This window comes from Pumilibacter intestinalis (assembly GCF_943193005.1).
GTDB lineage: Bacteria > Bacillota > Clostridia > Christensenellales > Pumilibacteraceae > Pumilibacter > Pumilibacter intestinalis.
The window spans coordinates 71,527-90,147 of sequence record NZ_CALPCH010000004.1; the positions used below are offsets into that span (position 1 = coordinate 71,527).

9 protein-coding genes and 1 riboswitch are annotated in these 18,621 nt (G+C 48.7%); of the genes, 3 read left to right on the forward strand and 6 right to left on the reverse strand.

Annotated features, from left to right (window positions below; translation table 11 throughout):
- Nucleotides 1-3: 3 nt before the first annotated feature.
- Together NFR55_RS03030 and NFR55_RS03035 are read right to left on the reverse strand one after the other, a co-directional pair.
- Nucleotides 4-5,127, reverse strand: a complete 5,124-nt coding sequence (locus NFR55_RS03030) for a hypothetical protein (RefSeq protein WP_251546099.1) — start codon at nucleotides 5,125-5,127, stop codon at nucleotides 4-6.
- 16 nt (nucleotides 5,128-5,143) lie between these two features.
- Nucleotides 5,144-10,834 (reverse strand): RCC1-like domain-containing protein, encoded by a 5,691-nt coding sequence (locus NFR55_RS03035; RefSeq protein WP_251546101.1) that lies wholly within the window; start codon nucleotides 10,832-10,834, stop codon nucleotides 5,144-5,146.
- 309 nt (nucleotides 10,835-11,143) lie between these two features.
- Here NFR55_RS03035 and serC point away from each other — a divergent pair, with 309 nt between their 5' ends.
- Complete coding sequence (gene serC, locus NFR55_RS03040) at nucleotides 11,144-12,220, forward strand: 3-phosphoserine/phosphohydroxythreonine transaminase (protein WP_251546103.1); 1,077 nt, start codon at nucleotides 11,144-11,146, stop codon at nucleotides 12,218-12,220.
- Between the two features lie 11 nt (nucleotides 12,221-12,231).
- A complete protein-coding gene (locus NFR55_RS03045) occupies nucleotides 12,232-13,398 on the forward strand; it encodes a 3-phosphoglycerate dehydrogenase family protein (RefSeq protein WP_251546105.1) in 1,167 nt (388 codons plus the stop codon).
- Nucleotides 13,399-13,402: 4 nt separating this feature from the next.
- Here the strand turns inward: NFR55_RS03045 and NFR55_RS03050 are convergent, their stop codons facing one another.
- Nucleotides 13,403-14,323, reverse strand: coding sequence for a hypothetical protein (locus NFR55_RS03050; protein ID WP_251546106.1), 921 nt, complete (start codon nucleotides 14,321-14,323; stop codon nucleotides 13,403-13,405).
- Entirely contained in the window at nucleotides 14,313-15,155 is an 843-nt protein-coding gene (locus NFR55_RS03055; RefSeq protein ID WP_251546108.1) for a hypothetical protein, read from the reverse strand. The genes NFR55_RS03050 and NFR55_RS03055 overlap by 11 nt, the downstream gene beginning before the upstream one ends.
- Nucleotides 15,156-15,269: 114 nt before the next feature.
- A riboswitch (TPP riboswitch) is annotated at nucleotides 15,270-15,380 on the forward strand.
- A 94-nt stretch (nucleotides 15,381-15,474) separates the two neighbouring features.
- Here NFR55_RS03055 and NFR55_RS03060 point away from each other — a divergent pair.
- Complete coding sequence (locus NFR55_RS03060) at nucleotides 15,475-16,284, forward strand: energy-coupled thiamine transporter ThiT (protein WP_251546110.1); 810 nt, start codon at nucleotides 15,475-15,477, stop codon at nucleotides 16,282-16,284.
- Here NFR55_RS03060 and ftsW read toward each other — a convergent pair.
- Entirely contained in the window at nucleotides 16,168-17,313 is a 1,146-nt protein-coding gene (ftsW, locus tag NFR55_RS03065) for a putative lipid II flippase FtsW (RefSeq protein ID WP_251546112.1), read from the reverse strand. The genes NFR55_RS03060 and ftsW overlap by 117 nt on opposite strands.
- On the reverse strand, nucleotides 17,297-18,595 hold the full coding sequence (murD, locus tag NFR55_RS03070) for a UDP-N-acetylmuramoyl-L-alanine--D-glutamate ligase (RefSeq protein ID WP_251546115.1): 1,299 nt from the start codon (nucleotides 18,593-18,595) through the stop codon (nucleotides 17,297-17,299). The genes ftsW and murD overlap by 17 nt, the downstream gene beginning before the upstream one ends.
- Nucleotides 18,596-18,621 lie beyond the last annotated feature (26 nt).

The window sequence follows — 18,621 nt, forward strand, 5'->3', positions numbered from 1 at the left end:
TAATTATTTTTTACTCGTAGGTCCTCTGCCCGTAGGTCTTGCTCCGGGACGGGTAGGTCTCGCGCCCGGTCTTGCTCCGGGACGCGCGGGTCTTGCGCCCGGTCTTGCGGGTCTTGCGCCGGAGCGTGCCGCAGGCCTTGCACCCGGTCTTGCGGGTCTTGCGCCCGGTCTTGCGGGTCTTGCGCCCGGTCTCGCCTTGGGAATACGGTTCACGCGCTCCGTAACTTTCTTGACAATTCTGCGCGGCTTCTGATTTGCGAGTTTTTTATACCTCGAAAGCTCTGCGGCATGGCTCGCGTCGTCCATGGATTTGGCAAGCAAATCGGTAAGCTCGGTAGACGTCTTTTCTTCTTCGTCGAGCGAAAGCTGTATTGAGTAGAATTTTTCTCTGAGCGCGTTGCCTTGGTCTTCCTCGGTAACGTTTTTAAGTTCTTCTCTCAGCGTAGCTATTTCCGCTTTGCGCTTGGCAATTTTTTCCTCTATGCGAGCTTTGTTCTTGGCTTCTTCCTCAGCCGCCAAACGAGCCTTTTCAGCCTCTTCCTCGGCTTCCTTTCTCGCCTTTTCGGCTTCTTCTTCAGCCGCTTTTCTTGCTTGCTCGGCTTCCTCTTCGGCAGCCTTTCTCGCACGCTCCGCCTCTTCTTCGGCTTCTTTGCGAGCGCGTTCCGCCTCTTCTTCCGCCATTCTCCGCGCTTCTTCGGTCTTTTCTTCCGCTTCCTTGCGAATGCGTTCCGCTTCCTCGGCGGCTTCCTGACGGGCGCGTTCCGCTTCTTCCGCGGCCTCTTTACGCGCAAGCTCCGCTTCTTCGCATGCGCGTTCCGCTTCTTCTTCCGCCATTCTCCGCGCTTCTTCGGTCTTTTCTTCCGCTTCCCTGCGAATACGTTCCGCTTCCTCGGCGGCTTCCTGACGGGCGCGTTCCGCTTCTTCCGCGGCCTCTTTACGCGCAAGCTCCGCTTCTTCGCGTGCGGCTTCGGCGCGTTCGAGAGCCTCTTGCGCCAACCTTTCCGCTTCGGCTCTGCTTTCTTCCGAAGCGCGTTGAGCGTCGGCAACCGCCTTTTCCGCTTCCTGTTGCGCTATCTGCGCCTGCAACTTGGCTTGCTCTATGGCGTTCTTCTGCTCTTCGAGTATCTTCTTGAGGTTCTCTGCTTCTATTTTCTTTCGGTCTTGCGAAATTATACCGCTACCCGACGTAATGAGGTCGAGCGGGTTCACTCCGGTTTTCACCTCGTGGTAACGCGCCGACGCTCTCTCGAAATCTTCTTGCGCTCTTTCGAGTTCGCCGCGTGCCGCCTCGAGCTCCGCTTCGCCTTGTGTGCGCTGTTCGAGATTTGCCTTAATTCCCTCTGCGCGTACGTCTTCGAGCGCTTTGGTAAGCGCGTCAACCTCTTCACCCAGCGTTACCTGCTCCATGGAAAGATTGAGTTTTTCGTCGTCGTCCTCGCTGAGTTCTATCTTGAGATTTACCTCGTTGAGCTTATCTTGAGCTTCGGTGAGCGCGTCTTCGGCTTGCTTCACGCGCTCGGCAACGCCCGACGCCGCTTCCGTTACCGACGCGTCGAGGTTTTCGGTCATGGAGTCGCAAACGCCGTGCCAATGCGCAACCGCTTCTTCTGCGGCGGCTTTGTCGGCTTCCACCTGCTTAAGCAACTTATCGAGCGCGATATTGCCTATAATCAAATCTTCGGCGGTTATCACGTCGTCGAGTTCAATGCTCTCTTTGTCTATGAACTCGTTCGCCTTTCTGCGCACAGCCGCCATCTCTATGCCCTTGTTGGTCTTGAGCGTAGTGTTTGCCGTAGCCGCGCGGTCCAACTCGGATATTTCTTTGTTAAGGTCTTTTATGCGCGCGCTTATCTCGTTTATCTTCGCCGAGTCGGTTGTAGACAACAGTTCATTCTGAAGAGTCGCAACCGCGGTTTTGCGAGAGTCTTTGTCGTCGTCGCTGCCCTCTATCGCTTCGGCAAGTTCGCGTATCTCTCCGTCGAGAGTGTTAACCGTAAACATCATGGGATTGAGCACCTCGAGCTGTGCCGCCAAAGCCGCTTGCTTTCTTGCCTTTTCGGCAAGCTCCGCAGCTTTCTGCGCTTCCGCGCGTGCGGCTTCGAGTTCTCCGTCGCTCGCGGAAACGAGAGCCTCCGTAGCTTCTTTCTTGCCCGAGTATTCTCCCAAAAGTTCCTTGATGCGAGCAAGCAATCCGTTCGCCGTTTCAATCTCGGCTTTTCTGCCCGAAATCGCGTCTTTATCCGCTCTAATCTTAGCTTCGAGTTCGGCAATCTCTTTATTAAGGGCTTCTTTCGCCGATTTGCGACGCTCCACAGCCAAGTCGGTATTCTTATCGTCGAGCTTCTGCTCCGCTTCCTTGATACCGAACTGCAACTCTTCGAGCGCGATATTCGCGCCTGCCGCGTCCGCTTCGGTCTTTTCGTTGGCGGCGGTTATCGCCTCCGCTCTGCTCGCAATAATGGCGAGTTCGGCGCGTAACCGCAAGTTGTTGTATTCCGCTTCCTTGAGCTTCTTTTCCTCGTCGCTCCATTCTTCCTGCGGCTCTTCGCGCGTAACGTCGGCTATTATGGGGTCGGCGGGGTCGAAGCCGAGCAACACAATGAGCGGGTCAATCTGCACAGCGGGTTCGATGTCGCGCTGTTGGGTTGCCGCCGCCATTCCCGCGGACTCCGCTTCGCGCTGCTTGAGCGACTTGCACGCTTCTTCTATGCTCATGCCGTTGCGTACGTCTTCGCGTATACGCTCTTTCTCTTTCTGAAGCTCGCGTTGCTGAAGGTCTTTGCTCTTATCGAACGTGCGCTTAAGCATGCCGCGCGGCTCGAATTTCTCCTCGTAAATTCTTATGAGCAGTTCTTCGTCCGATATGGGTATTATTATCTCGTCGGTTGTGGGAGCAAAAGTCATGCTCTCGGTCGTGGGCGCGTAAGTAGCACCCATAGAATAGGTGTTGCCGCTCATCTGCTGAGTTGCGCCCATGCTTACGGTGTTGCCCATGCTCATCTGAGGAGCCGCGCCGAGCGTGTTTTGCATGTTCGCCCCCGCGCTGTTCTGCGGAGTAGCTCCGAGCGCGAGCGTGTTGGGATTTACCTGCGCGGGATTGCCGCCAGCGCCGAGTTGCAACATCTGCCCCTGCGAATTAGCCTGTTGCGTTGCAAGTTGCTGTTGCGCCTGCGCCGCCGCAATCGTGGAATTGAGCTTTATTATATATGCGCTCGTAGGCGCGCTCGTTTCGAGCTCGTCTATCTTGCGCTTATGGATAGAACGCACAAACAGCCATATGATAAACAGTATCAAAAGCAAAGCCGCAAGCCCTATGCCTACCCAAAACAGTATAATTTCCCACAGTAACCAACCCGCAAAGAAATTGGTTGCGTCTATATCTATGCGCACGTTGCATATAATTTCTATGCGGTGTCCGTCCATGTTAACAAGAGTGGTTTTAATGCCTATCTTGTCATACCCTACCGATTGTTTGGGCCTTATGTTTATAGTTCCGTTGAAATAGCTCACCGTGGCGTAGTCTTCGAATTCTACGCTTTCGTCTTTTACCCAACCTTTCGCACTCATTAGCTGATAGGTATCGTCTTTGAGTGCTTTGAATGCCGCCGAATTTATGGAGAACTGCAAATTCCTCGTGCCGCCTATATCCAACCTTACGTCATACTCGCCGTAAGCGGTAAACGGAACGGTTACTGTAAAGTCGCTCCTCGAATAAGACTCGCCGTGCCTGTAATAATTTATGGTAAACGTCAAATTAGCGCTGCCGTTTTTCTCGGCGGTAACGTCGTAATAAATATCGTCGCCCTCGCCGCCGCGCACAGCCGAAATATAGCTGTTCGTTCCTGTCACAAACTGATTTTCAAGGTTGGTAAATCTAATTCCTTCTCCGTTGTAAGTAGGAAAATCGGCAATATCGCTCGGACGAATTCTCACCGTTTTATAACCGTAAACATTTTGCTTGTTATGGTCTATATCAGGCTCGGCTGTACTGCTTACGTTTAGCGAAGTATTGAATTTGTAATCTTCCACCGCTTTCGCTCTCGGACGCTCCGACGGAGTAAAAACCACGGGAATATGAATGTTCAAATATGAACTGCCGCTAATTATTTTTACCGTAAAATCGAAATACGCGCCGTCGTCTTTCCAAACATAACCTTCTTTAGACGAAGACTGTGCAAGTTCCTGAACGTCGGCTTGATTGAAATTGACCGACCAAACAAAACTGAGTTTGTCTTCGTAATCGCCCGAATAATAACTTACGTCGCACGCTTTACCGCTTACGGTAGGCGCAGTGAGTCTATCCACGCCGTATTCGCCGAACCCGTTAAACGCAAGATATTCATTACCTGCACGCACGGTATTTTTATCGGTTTCCGCAGTGATATTGTGCATAGCGTTTTTGGGATTTTCGGTATACAGCTTTCTCTTAAGAACGACTTTTTCAAGGTCTATTTCGTATTCGGAATAATTTGAAATTTCGAGAGGAAACAAACTGTCTAGAGCCGCACTTGTTTGGTCGTCTTGCAATAACGCGCCCACATAAACGTCGACTACGGCATCCGTAACCGACGATACTCTGTAATCCGTAGGCAAATATGCGGAAATTTCCACCTCAACCTGTATCTTCTTTGTTGCATTGCCATTTTTCAATACCAAAGCAAAACGGGGATTTCTGCCGAGCGTATCGGTAGTTTTCTTAGCTTTTATACTAATAGAGTTATACAAATATTCGCCGCTTGCATTATTATAATTACCGGCTTCTATGGAAAAATAATCGTTAGTATAATTGTAAATATTTTCTTCTTTCGCTAAGCCGTAACCTGTTTCATTATGAAGAGCATTCAAAGCGATTGCCCTTTCTCTAAAGCTGTGACTATCGTTATTCGTTTTTATATTGCTTTCGAAAGTATTTAGGTCTGCGGTTTTTCCGTTAATATCGAGAACTATTTTAGAGTCGGCTGCTATATCGTAATTTACCATAGAGCCGCTCGAACCACTTGACGCGGAAGCCGCTAAAGAATACGGTAAGCAAAGGAAAATCATTGCCGTGCTTATTATAAGCGCAAACAGCGCAACCAACACAGCCGATGATATTTTCTTTTTGGAAACAGTCATCTTCGTTTGCATCGTTCTTCCTCTACCGTCAGTTGTTTTCGTTTATGTTGCCGTCTATAGGCTCGAATGTAATTCCGTCGCCTTCCATTGCCGCTCTGAACTGCTCGTCGAGCTGTTCGGGAGTCATACCGTCAAACCCTACGCTCGGGTCGAATACGGGAACTCCCTCTATGGGCACGTCTTCAACGGGAACGCTCATAGGCGGTACGTCGCCCATTTGCACGCCGTCGGCAACCATGCCTTCGGGTGCGGCAGAGAAATCTCCCATTTGCATACGCGCAACCGACTCGCGCTTGGCGGCAAGTTCGGCTTGCAACTCCTCGAGCGACATCTTGCCGCGCTTTTTCTTTGCCTTTTCGGCTTTTACTTTGCGCTCGGCTTTATTTGCAACATAGTTGTTTTCAAGCGAAATACCCGTTTGCGCTTCTCTTTGCATGCGCATATCGGTAAACATCTTGGCGTATTTGGGGTCTTCCATTTTGAGCTTGGTTTTAACGAGCTTTTCTTTGCTTACCGCCTCGGTCTTATTGTGCATCTTTTCACGCATCTTAATAAGCACTTGGTTCTTCTTTATTATGCGCCGCTGGTCGGCTTTCTTCTTCCAGTAAATACCCATACGGATAAAGAAGATAATCACCAAAAGCGCGAGCACGCCGAAGAAAGAAGCCAAAATCACTGTTTTAGCCTGACTGTCGGTAAGCACGGTGTCTATACCCGTAACGGTTAACGAGAAATTGAGTATTACAACCTCTTCCTCTCCCGTATTGCCGTTTACCGAGCGCAACGCAACTCTTATATTTGCGTCGTTGGTTTCGGAGTGGAGCGTGGGATAATGCGGTATAAGATAGAATTCGCTCGAATTCGTTTCGGACAGCACCTCTACGTATTCACTGTAGTCTTGCGCGCCGTCGGCAGACATAGCTTGAGCGGTAAGAATGGAATATGTGTTTTCATCCGAATAACCGTTCATAAACTCGGTAAAAAGTTTCACCGAAACGGCGTATTTTCCCGAATTTGCGGTAAGGAACGGCGTTTCTCCGTTATCGCGACTGGTAAGCGCGATAGTGCCCGCCTTCTTATTGATTTCTATACTCAAAGGCTGATTGGTTTGCGTATCGTATAGTTTTTGTTCCGAAGGATACACATGGAACGCAACTTGATATTTCACTCCGTCGGCGTCCGTAAATTCGGTTACTATGCGGTATACCGCGGTATCGTCGCTCGTGGAATTGAACGAACCCATTACAAGCCCTATATAGGTGTTTTGCTCGTCTACAAACGTGCGGCGAATAAAGGGTATACGGTCTACGCCATCGTCCGACACATCCCATTTATAATCCTCGTAAGTGGTCCACTCGTAATCGTTATCGTCTACCGGATTAGTAACTCCCTGCTTCAAAACGCCGCGCTGGTGGTAAGGCGAATTTTGCTTATCAACGGTAAGCGATTGCGTAATGCCCGCTTTAACGAGCGCGTTTGTAAGAGTGGAAAGTTGCACGCGCACCGTGCCCCTCACATTTACCGACGGCGCGGTTACGAGCATAACCACGTTAACCGGAAAGCTGTCGGTAATGGTATACTCTTCTTCTCCGTAAAGTTTAACTCTGTAACGCACGTATGCCGTGCCGCTCGTAACCGGTGTGAGCTTAATTTTGTTATACTCTTCTTTGCTCCAAGAAACTCTGAGTATATCGGTATCACTGCTCACAACCTCAACCTCGCAAAGTTGCAAAATTTTACTGTCAACAATGTTCAAACGGTTAGCCATGAAATCGAAACCGCCTTCGCTACTCACTCTTGCGGGATTAGTGGGATTGGGCTTTACCTGAAAGTTTCCGCTATCATATTCGCCGAACGTGAAATCAACCGTAAAATGAATGGTGGCACTTTCTGCCGGCGTATCATTATAGCTAAAAGTCTTATCGTCGCCTGTAGGCAATACTCTTCTTATATCCAAATAAAATTCATATTTACCTGCGCGGCGCAAATTGCCCGTAATAGAGGTGGATGTGGCAGATAATTCTATAGGGCCGGCTATCCCCGCATCCGTTCCGTTAAACGACGCTATAAGTTTGTTTATGGCGTCGTCGCCCACTTTGCCGTTATACCCTATCTCTATATTAGAGGTATCATTGAAATACGTTGACAAGTTGAAAGTAAACGTCCGCCCTTGCGATACGCTGAAAATTCCCAACCAGTTTATATCGAACGTATTTTTACCTATTTCGCTAAAACCTTCCGGTATTCCGTGAACATATTTGTCGTCCACTTTGTCTTTACGGAAAGTAAGCGAACTTTGCGTAAAAAGCTCGAGAGCGCGGTGCATATCTGCTGTGTTTGTCAAAGTCGTCGTCGCTTTTTGTCCGTTTTGCGTATATTTGCCGTCGTAAAGCGCAGGACGCAACATATTGAGTTTATTATCGGAGGTATGGTCTGTCGCTAATTTAATCGTAGGTGTATTCACCTCATTTTTCTCGTTATAACCAATATACGTACTGCTCATGGAACGCAATGCGGTAATCGTAAATACGGTATATTGAAGCGTTAACCCTTTATCGGTAACAGTAATATCTATGCCGTACATATTATTGAATTGCGAAACTCTCACGTTGTTATCGGTAGCTTCGAACAAATCTTTAAGACTATTCAAAATTGCGGTTTTGTCATCCTGACTTATATTTGCATCGAAAGTGAAAGGCAACTCTAAGGTTTTTGTAACCGGAGCATACCTGTAAATTTCAACGCCGTTTTCGGATACCGTACCCGATGTTAAGGAATTGCTGTGTACGTTATTTACGTTTTCGAGAGTCAATTTGTCGCCGTCTATGTCCGAAGCCATAAAACGGTACTTGTTATCATAATATTTAGCGGCGTATTGATTGTAATACAAAAGGTTGCCCGCTTTGATTTTAGCTTGGGCGGGAAATCCCGGGTCTTTTTTCGCAATCTCGGAAATTAACCAATCCATTCCGCTAAGATTGCCGGCTGACGTATTGAGTGTTAATTTATTGTTGGTACCGTTGTCACTATTGGTATTGTTTACAAATTCTTCTAAAGTAGTGTAAATTTCTCCCAATCCGGTGGACACGTCCATCAAAGCCAACGAATATGTGTTGTTTTCGGGATTGTTAGGGTCTAAAAGCGGAATTGTAGGCAACGTAACGGTATCGTCACTCCCATCAACCTTTGTTTGGGTAGCGGTTGTAAATTCGGGAGTAAGTTTGGTATTTTCTATCTTTACCGCAACCGAGGTATATTGAACGTCGTAGAAAATAGGCGAACCGCTTGCAACAAGGTTGTAATTAGCAGAGGTGTCGTAACGCCCTACGGGAAAATCTATAATAAGCGACTGCGCACCCGTGGAACGCATGGGCTTTATCACAAAATCTATCTTACCTGCGGAATACCTATACTCTATATTCACATAGCGCAACGCAAGCTCGGGAGCTAACTCATGCTTTTTTAGGGTATCGTTACTCCAATAGAACTTGAGCGGGAAACTTGTTGCCGTGCCTTGATATTCTCCGTTTAATACCTTTACGGAATTATCACCTGTTACACTGCTCGGAACAGTGAACGTACCTTCGTTAATTGTTACGCCGGCGGCAAACTTAGGCATTATCAATCGGTAGGCGTCGCCCGCATAGTTAGTATTAAGCACCGACTCCCCGCCGTAGGATTTAGCCTCGGTTAATGTATTCGCTTGAGCGGCTCTTGCTTCGGGTTGCGGCGTGGTTTCATATTCGATACGCTTTACGGTATCGAAACTTACAACCGCTTTTTCGGGGTGTTCGCCATTTTCTGCGGCGGCGTTCGCTTCGTAATAGCCGGTTTTGAAAGTTACGTTTGCATCTTTATGCAAATCCCAATTTGTTATAAGTTCACCGTCCGACGTATAGAACTCGTCGTACATGGCTTTAACCTCAAATCCGCTTTTATCACCCTTAAAGCCTATACGGAAAATTTTGCCATAAGACGACAACGCAAAAAGATTATCTCCGTAGCCGCCCGCCAACAATACTATTTTGTTGATAGCCGCACCGTTTCCGGTAGAAATGTCGTAATCGGAAAACGAAACATCTGTTAAACCGACTTTCTTGCCGTTCGTGCTATCGTCGCCGTTGTACGCGCCTACGGCTTTCACCTCGCCATCTCCGGTAAGCAACGCGCTTATATACGTGCTATCATCGGTAAAATCCAATTCACTTTCATACGTGGTGCTACCATCAGCAAATCCTGAACGCAAAGCGTCGCCGTTCCATTTTGTGAAATCCGGCACGGCAGAGTCAAGCAAAACATTGTCTTGGCTATCAATCGCATTCTTACCAAAACTTTCCAAAACAGGCTTGCCTGTTACGATTTTGCCGGCAACAACTTGCACCGCGCTTCCCGTCAAGCTGTTTTGCCCAAGCGAATTATCGCCCCACGAAACTATACTACCGTCTGTAATTAAATAGCCGTATCCTGCTCCCGCGGAAAAATTGGTAATTTTTGTAGTGGCGGCATCGTTATTGTCCGAATTCTTAAATTGGGCGGTGTAATCCGCAATGCTATTTACGAAACTATTCAACACTTGAAATCCCGCTATTATAGCGTTTTCAAGAACGATATCGGGATGCCCTTTGTGACCGCTCACGTAGCTGCTTTCCTGATAGAAAGCATAACCGTTTGTTCCGCTACTCAATAAAACATTTGAAACATAGCTATCGTTTAATCTCTTATAAGTAGCATCACTATATGTTGTTTCGGCTTCTACAGCGGCACCGCTTTTTATTTTGTAATTCTTACCTGTTACATGCAAACCGGCATTGTCAATATAATACGCGTTACCGTCTCCGATATAAACCTTTCCTTTTCCTCCCTCAAAATTCGATTGCCAACGCTTATCAGCGGCGGGAGCAAAATTATGAGTACCGGTCATTTGATGCAATTGATTATAAACCGTTTGTCCCCAAACGAAATTTTTGGAAGCATTATTGCTACCATTCGTATCATAATAAGCGATATAGTTGTATTCGCTTGCGCTCAACGACTTAACCCTTGACGTAACTAAATTATCCGTCACGCTTACTATCGGAGCAATAACTCGGAAATCCTCATGAGCCGTATAGTCAATCATTACTGGCTTATATTTATTAACCGAATTGCGACGCAACAAATTTAACTTATTCGTAACGCCAGGGGCTATTGCTTTTACAGTGGTTGCAGGCTCAACGTCATTATCTTTTCCCCAAGTGTAAATAATTCCTTGCTCAGTAAGAAAAGCCGCGGTGGTTCTGGTTGCCGCAATTTGAATTATTTCATCGCCTTCTCCGCCGGAATGAACTTGCTCGCTTGACATTTCGTTTTTCTTAACGCCCGAAGCGTTAACAACATATTCACTGCTACTTAAAGTGTATGTTATATAAGTTTTTTCAACGTCTATGCGGTGAGGTTTTGCGGGATAGTATCCGCCGAGAGTGGTTGCACTATCATTAAAGTTATTATCGGTTTCGGCTTTGGTAAGACTCCAGCCGTAAAGGTCACCGTTGTAAGTTAAAGCTATGGCAAAATCCTCGCCCGCCGCAACTTGCTTGAATTTGAGCGTATCGATTTCAGCGTTAGCGTCTTCGGCATATGATTTAACGGGCAACGCCAATAAGCCCAATGCCGTGGTGACTGCAAACACCAAGCACAGGCACGCCGCCCAAATTCTCTTTTTCTTTTTATTACTTCTCATTTCATGACCTCGTAGTACGCGCAACAGTGTACAATTACACAGCTAATGATAGTATATCATATAATATTATAAACTATTATTTTCATAAAGTCAATAACGACTCGGGGCAAAATCGCACTTTTTTAATACAATAATGTGCGTTTTTTCGATTTTTTGCCCGTTGAATATGCAAAAAAGCCGCATTTTTGCAAAATTCTTAAATTGCGCGCCCTTTAAGCCCGATTTTGTTTTCGGCTAAACACACAAATCGCTTGCGCAATCGACACGATTTATGTATAATGTATAGAAACAAGGAGGTCAGATATCTTTATGAGAAATTTCAATTTTTCGGCAGGTCCGAGCATGCTCCCGTTAGAGGTACTCGAGAAAGTTCGGCAAGGTCTTACCGACTACGAAGGCACGGGTATGTCGGTCATGGAAATGAGTCACCGTTCCAAACCGTACCAAGCCATAAACGACGAAGCGGAAGCGAGTTTGCGCGAACTGATGAACGTGCCCGAAAATTACGATATCATATTTGTTCAAGGCGGCGCGAGCATGCAGTTCGAAGCGATACCGCTCAATATTCACAAGAGCGGCAAAGCCGACTACGTGGTAACCGGCAACTTTTCGGGCAAGGCTTACAAAGAAGCCAAGAAATACGGAGATATGGCGGAAGCGGCGTCGAGCGCGGACAAAAACTTCACCTACATACCTCGGCTTAATAAGAGTATGTTCAGACCCGACGCCGACTACGTGCACATTTGCTACAACAACACCATATTCGGCACGCGCTACTCCGAAATCCCCGACACGGGCAACATTCCGCTCGCGGGCGATATTTCTTCGTGCATACTCAGTCAGGAAATAGACGTATCGAAATTCGGCGTGCTGTATGCGGGCGCTCAAAAGAACGTGGGACCTGCGGGCGTAACCATAGTTATTGTGCGCAAAGATTTGCAAGACCTTGCAAACCCGATATGCCCCACCATGATGAAATGGAGCACGCAAATCAAAGAAAAGAGTTTATACAACACTCCGCCCTGCTTTTCCACTTACGTGGCGATGGAGGTGTTCCGTTGGCTCAAGAAAAACGGCGGCGTTAAGTGGATACAAAAAATCAACGAAGAAAAAGCGGCTATGCTTTACGACTTTATAGACAACTCCGCTTTCTACTCAAACTCCGTGGAAAAACCGTACCGTTCGCTCATGAACGTGCCCTTCGTTACACCGAGCGAAGACCTCGACAAAGAATTTGTTGCGCAGGCGGCGAAAGAGGGACTGCTTTCGCTCAAAGGTCATCGCCTTGTGGGCGGCATGCGAGCGTCGATTTACAACGCCATGCCAGTTGAAGGCGTAAAAAAGCTAATCGAGTTTATGGCTAAGTTCGAAAAAGCCAACAAATAAAAGGAGCTAATATGAAAAACGTTCTCAAACTAAACGAAATCAGCGGAGTTGTAAACGAAATATTCGATATGCACGGATACAACCTCTCCAAAGATTGCAAAGAACCTGTTGCCGTATTGTTGCGGTCGTACGATATGCACGGATACGATATGCCCGAGTCGGTGCTGTGCGTTGGTAGAGCGGGCGCGGGCGTAAACAACATACCCGTGAGCGAATACGCGGAAAAAGGCGTAGTTGTGTTCAACACTCCCGGCGCGAACGCGAACGCCGTGAAAGAACTCGTAATTTGTGCCCTTCTTCTTTGCGGCAGAAAGATAACCGACGGAATAAAGTGGGCTCAAACGCTTGCGGGCAAAGGCGACGAAGTGCCCAAGCTCGTGGAGAGCGGCAAAAAGGCGTTTGCGGGCGGCGAGATACTCGGCAAAACTCTCGGCGTTGTGGGTCTGGGCGCAATAGGCAGGCTCGTAGCCAACGCCGCGGTGGAGCTCGGCATGAAAGTTATAGGCTACGACCCCTATATTTCCATAGACGCGGCGTGGAACTTAAATCACAACGTGCAAAAGGAAACCGACCTTAACGCTCTGCTCGCAAAAAGCGATTTCGTTACCCTGCATATTCCCTATCTGCCCTCCACAAAGGGCATGATAAACGCCCAAACTCTCGGCAAAATGAAAGACGGCGCAAGTCTTATAAACTGCGCTCGCGGCGAACTCGCCGTAAACGCCGACGTTACAGCCGTGCTCAAGAGCGGAAAACTCAATCGCTACGTTACCGATTTCCCCTGCGAAGAACTTTTGGGAGTGGATAACGTTATAACCATACCCCACCTCGGCGCGAGCACCGAAGAAGCGGAAGACAATTGCGCTCGCATGGCGGCTCGCGAAATCGTGGACTTTGTGGAAAACGGAAACATCACAAACTCCGTCAATTTCCCCAACTGCTCGAGTTCGAGAACGGGTAAAATGCGCATAGCCGTATTCCACAAAAACGTGAAAAACGTGATATCGTCGGTAAGCGACTTAATCGCAAAGGAAAACATCAACATATCGAGCTTCAACTCTCAGTCGGGCGGCGCAATGGCTTACGCTCTCTTAGACCTCGACGACGAGATTTCCGCCGCAACGGTGGAAAAGATACGCAAACTCGACAACATTGTAAGAGTGCGCGTTATAAAATAAATCGCTATTTTTCTTCTTCCACTATGGGCGGAGTAACCACCGTTGCGGAGTCGGTGTAATACCGTCTGCCGTTCTTTCCGTAATAAACGGTCATATTGAGCACGTTCACGAAAAGCAAAGAGAGCGGAACGGTGAGTATCAGCCCCGCGCCGAAGGTGAACAGCCCCACAAGCATGTTTACGGCAATAATGAGAGTCCAGGCAAACAAAAAAGTGGAAAACACGCTTCCGAAATGCTTAAACGCGCACTTTACCGAAAATCCGAACGCTTTGAATATGCCGCGCTCGCGCAGTACTACGTCGGGCGCCCACATAGCTATAAGCGTGTATCTTATGCCGAGCATAACGAGCACCGCCGCCATAATTATAAACGGCGCGAAAAATTTGAGCACGGGCACGGAAAACAAATCGAACATGCGGTATAACGCGAAAAATATCACAAAGTCGAAAAGCACGGTGTATATCATTTTCACCAAAACGAACTTGCACGACTTGCCTATGCGCGAAACGTATCTTCCGGTAAAACCTATGCGGGCGTCGGACGACATCGCGCCCTCGAGAACGGTTACGAGCGGTATTTCGTAAAGCCCGAGAATAAACCTGTACGCAAATATAAACACGAAAAACACGAGCGCGCCCGTATTGAACGCCGCGATTTTATCGGTAAGTATGCTGTTCTTTACCGCGAGAATTACCGCGTAAAACTTATCGAACCACGCGTTTACGCCGCCGCCCGAGGTAAAACTCGTGAAAAATTCGGCTATAAGTTTGCCTATCCCCGCCTCCTCGAACGTGCGAACGAGCGGCACGGCAAACGGCAAACTCAGGCTCACCACCAAAACTCCCGTGATGAGAAGATACAAAAGTATCACCCACATAAGCCCGAATTTGGATATTATCATTTTGAGCGCGTTCTTAAACGCCACCGTAATTTCCCCCCGAGTAACTTTTTATATCTCTGCGTTCCATGCCCGAAAGCCCGAACATGGAAACCATGATAAACGATATCACGTACACTATCAAAAACAAATACAGCAACACTCCCACGGCGCAACGCACGTATACGTTGCCCGCAAAAGACAGCAAAGTGCCCGCAACAGCCACAATCAGAAAGGGCGTAAGAAGTCCGATGAGTATGCCGCCCGTCTTGCCGTCGAGCAGTCTAAAAGATGACGCCGCCGCGTCGCGGAACGAAAAGCCGTATATAACCATCATGGGAGTCCAATACATGGCGGAACAAAACACAAACACCGCGAGCACGAACAATCCCAAACTCACAACCGCTGCAAGCACTACGTTGAAAGCGTTGGGATATCCCCACCCGCTAATCGCAACGTGCAAAAGCGCTATAACGCCCGACTGAATAAATCCGTAAAGCGTGATAACCAAGGTAAGGAGCACGTAAGTTACGAGCACGGGCAAAAAGTAATTGTTGATTTGCTTTAACGGTGCGCGAAGCATGAGTTTGCCCACTCGGAAATGTTTTTCCACTATAGACATGCAAAGCGACGAGCAAAACACGAGAGTTACGAACACCAACGCGAGCGGATAAACTTTAACCGTGGCGTACCTATTGAACACAAGCCACAGTATATCGGTAAAACCTCTCACGTTTGTTTCCGCGTAGGTCACGAGATAAGACACCGACGCCATGGGCTTGGTGAAAATACCGAGCGCGACAGCCGCCGGCAGACACACGAGCGCAAGTGCCCAAAACGCTCCGAACATATATTTGAAAGTTCGTCCGATATACGCCATATTAAAATATTATACTCCATCGGCACGGTTTAAGCAAGAAAATATCAACGTAATTTCGACTATTTGCGAAAAATCGCTTGACAATACCGCAAAATGCGTTTATATTATAGCTGATATTACCGCTGGGGGCGCTGCATAAAGCTGCCGCTGAGATAACGGTGCAAACCGTTGGTCCCTTTGAACCTGTGAGTTAGTACTCGCGTAGGGAAGCTTGCCGATTGTAAATCTTTTTCATGCAATTTTATAGGCAAACGAACCGTTCGACACAGCGGACGGTTCGTTTTTTTATACGAGCTTTGGTAATACAAGGAGGTATAAGTTGTTTGACAAAGATTACTGGGACGGAGTAAGCATTCCGTGGTGGCAAGTGCTGCTTCTCATCGTAGCTACGCTTGCGGTGATTGCGGGAATTATCGCGGTTGTTTCGCTGATTGAGCGCAGGCGCGGCAACAAGTTCGAGCTGAAAACGCGCGACCTCACTTACGGCGCGATTTGCATAGCGGCATCGTTCGCCCTCTCGTACGTAAAATTCTTCTCCCTGCCCTACGGCGGCTCTATAACAGCCGCCTCCACACTGCCCATGCTAATATACTGCTACTATTTCGGGTTCAGAAAAGGGCTTACCGTTTCCACTGTGTTTATGCTGTTACAGCTGATTCAAGGTCCGTACATAGTGTCGCCTTGGAGTGCGTTGCTCGATTATTTCTTCCCCTATCTCGCGCTGTCGCTCGTAGGGATTTTTTCCTTCAAACGCGCCAAATACGCAGAGGCGGTTGCCGCGGGCAAAAATCCGCTCGCACCGCACGCGGGATTTTTCATCGGCACGGCCGTATACTTTATTGTCCGCCTTTTCTCCCACACCCTTGCCGGAGTGCTCTTTTGGGCGAACGGCATAGACTTTATGGGTTGGGTGGGCGACCTCACCGGCGCGACTGCGTGGGCATACAGCACTACCTACAACGCGCTTTTCCTCGTGCCCGACACCGCTATAGCTCTCGCCGCGGGAATATTCTTACTTGCGAGTAAAGCGTTTAACAGGTTTATGGCTTCGTCTGCAAACGCTTTGCAAAATTCCGACTCCCGAGCAAAAAACGATAAGCGAACTGCTGCCGGCACTGACGAACGGTAGCGGCAAACCCGTGGGCGGTATCGAACCCGTAACCACGGCGATATTAACTATAACCTGAATGGCTACGATACAAGCCACTCCGCTCGCAAGATAGCACCCGAACCTGTCGGTGCTGTTTTGCGCTATGCGCACCGCGCGGGCAATCAACAGCACGTACGCAAACATTACTACGCCGCAACCCACAAGCCCCAGTTCCTCGCCTATTATGCTGAATATAAAATCGCTTTCCGAAAATGGCAAAAACAAGTATTTTTGTCGGGAATTGAAAAGCCCGAGCCCGAACAGTCCGCCGCTTCCGAGCGAATAAAACGACTGTATGAGCTGATATCCCTCTCCGAGCGGAGAAGCCCACGGGTCTATAAACGCGAGCATGCGCTTGAGTCTGTACGGTTCGGCAATAATCAGAAGCGGAACCATGGCTATCACGGGAAGCGCGAGTATCACGAAATGCTTTATACGCGCTCCGCCTATGAAAAGCATTGCAAACATGAGAAGCACCACGCATATGGTGATAGACATGTTGGGCTCTAAAATTATGAGCAAGCATATAAGCCCGCCCACTCCGAGCACGGGCAATATGCCCGCAAAGCTCGTCATTTTTTTGTGGTGTTTCGCCATGTAAGCCGCCGCGAAAATAATGAAACCGAATTTGGCTATTTCACTCGCCTGCATTGTAAAAAACGGCAGATTTATCCACCTGCGCGCGCCGTAGCTTTCTATGCCGATACCCGGCACGAACACGAGAAGCAACAGCGCGACCGACACTGCGAGAATTACGTAACGCAGTTTTCCGAGCACGTGATAATCCACGAACGACAGCGCAATCATTGCGGCAAAGCCCATCACCGCGCCGAAAAGCTGTTTGTACATATAGAAATATTTATTGCCGTAATTCACTTCGGCGTTGTAACTGCTTGCGGAATACACCATTACCACGCCGAACAAAACGAGCAGTACGGTAACGGCGGTGAGTATGAAATCGTATTCGCCGCGAAGTTTTTCTTCGCCCAATCTATTTTTCAGCCGCATCGCGCACCAACCGTTCGAACGCTTCTCCGCGCTCGCCGTAAGAAGAAAACATATCGAAACTCGCCGAAGCGGGACTGAGCAACACGTTTTCTTCGCCGCCCGATTTCGCCCAATAAAACGCCTCGGCAAAATCGTTGAAAGTTTCCACCGTGCAACGCCCGCACCTGTCGGCGGCGGCTTTCACCTTGTCCGCCGTTTCGCCCACCGCCGCAACTCTCACCACCGTTTCGGGCAGGCGTGAAAACAGTTCGTCGTATTCGTAGCCTTTGTCGCTCCCGCCCACTATCATGCACGTATCGCCGCACATGCACTCGGCGGCGCACACCGAAGCCATTATATTCGTGCCCTTTGAATCGTTGTAGTAGTTTTTGCCGTTTATTCGCGCAACGAGTTTGAGCCTGTGAGCGTCGGGCTTAAAAGAGGTTAACGCCGATACAACAGCCGCGTTGTCTATTCCGCATATCTTTGCCGCGCACACCGCCGCAAGCGCGTTTTTCATATTGTGTTCGCCCTCCAGCCGCACCCTGTCGGCGGAGCAGACTTTTTCGCTCATGTAGTAAATATCGCCGCCAAATAAATACGCCCCTTTGAGTTTGCCGCGCACCGAGGTGTATAGAGTCTTTCCTTTGGGCGCGAAATTTTCGAGAGCGTAAAGCGGGATATCGTCTTGCGAGAGAATGAGAAAATCTTCCTCGGTTTGATTTCTCGCAATGTTTCGCTTTGCCGCGCAGTATGCCTGCATGGTTTTGTGTCGGTTTAGGTGGTCGGGCGATATGTTCGTTATCACCGCTATGCGCGGGCGGAACTTATCCACGGTTTCGAGCTGAAAGCTGGACACCTCGGTTACGGCAACGTCGTATCCGCCCTTATACGCGGCAAGCGAGAACGAGTTGCCTATGTTGCCGCACACCGCCGCTTTTTGACCCGCCGCGGCGAATATATCGCCTATAAGTCGCGTTACCGTGGTTTTGCCGTTTGTGCCCGTTATGGCTATAATCGGCTTGTCGCACAACAGGTAACCGAGTTCGATTTCGCCTATAAGCGGTATCGCGTTTTCTTTCGCGTATGTAAAAACGGGCTGATTGGTTTCTATGCCGGGGCTTACCACAATCAAATCCGCGCCGAACGACGCTATGTTTGTTTCGTCGGTGTAAGCGCATATCGCGCCCAGCCCCGAGAGGGCCTCGAACGCGCCCGCGCCGCTTATTCCGCGCCCCGCAACGAGCACTCTTTTACCCGCAAAATCTTTCATGTATCCGCTGTCCTCCGAAAAGTTGTCCACCTAATAGTATGACGGAAAACGCGCGG

Excerpts from the sequence above, each read along its gene's own strand:
- ftsW (WP_251546112.1), bottom strand. The coding sequence starts at position 17,313 with ATGCGGCTGAAAAATAGATTGGGCGAAGAAAAACTTCGCGGCGAATAC.
- NFR55_RS03055 (WP_251546108.1), bottom strand. The coding sequence starts at position 15,155 with ATGGCGTATATCGGACGAACTTTCAAATATATGTTCGGAGCGTTTTGG.
- NFR55_RS03045 (WP_251546105.1), top strand. The coding sequence starts at position 12,232 with ATGAAAAACGTTCTCAAACTAAACGAAATCAGCGGAGTTGTAAACGAA.
- NFR55_RS03030 (WP_251546099.1), bottom strand. The coding sequence starts at position 5,127 with ATGCAAACGAAGATGACTGTTTCCAAAAAGAAAATATCATCGGCTGTG.
- serC (WP_251546103.1), top strand. The coding sequence starts at position 11,144 with ATGAGAAATTTCAATTTTTCGGCAGGTCCGAGCATGCTCCCGTTAGAG.
- NFR55_RS03035 (WP_251546101.1), bottom strand. The coding sequence starts at position 10,834 with ATGAGAAGTAATAAAAAGAAAAAGAGAATTTGGGCGGCGTGCCTGTGC.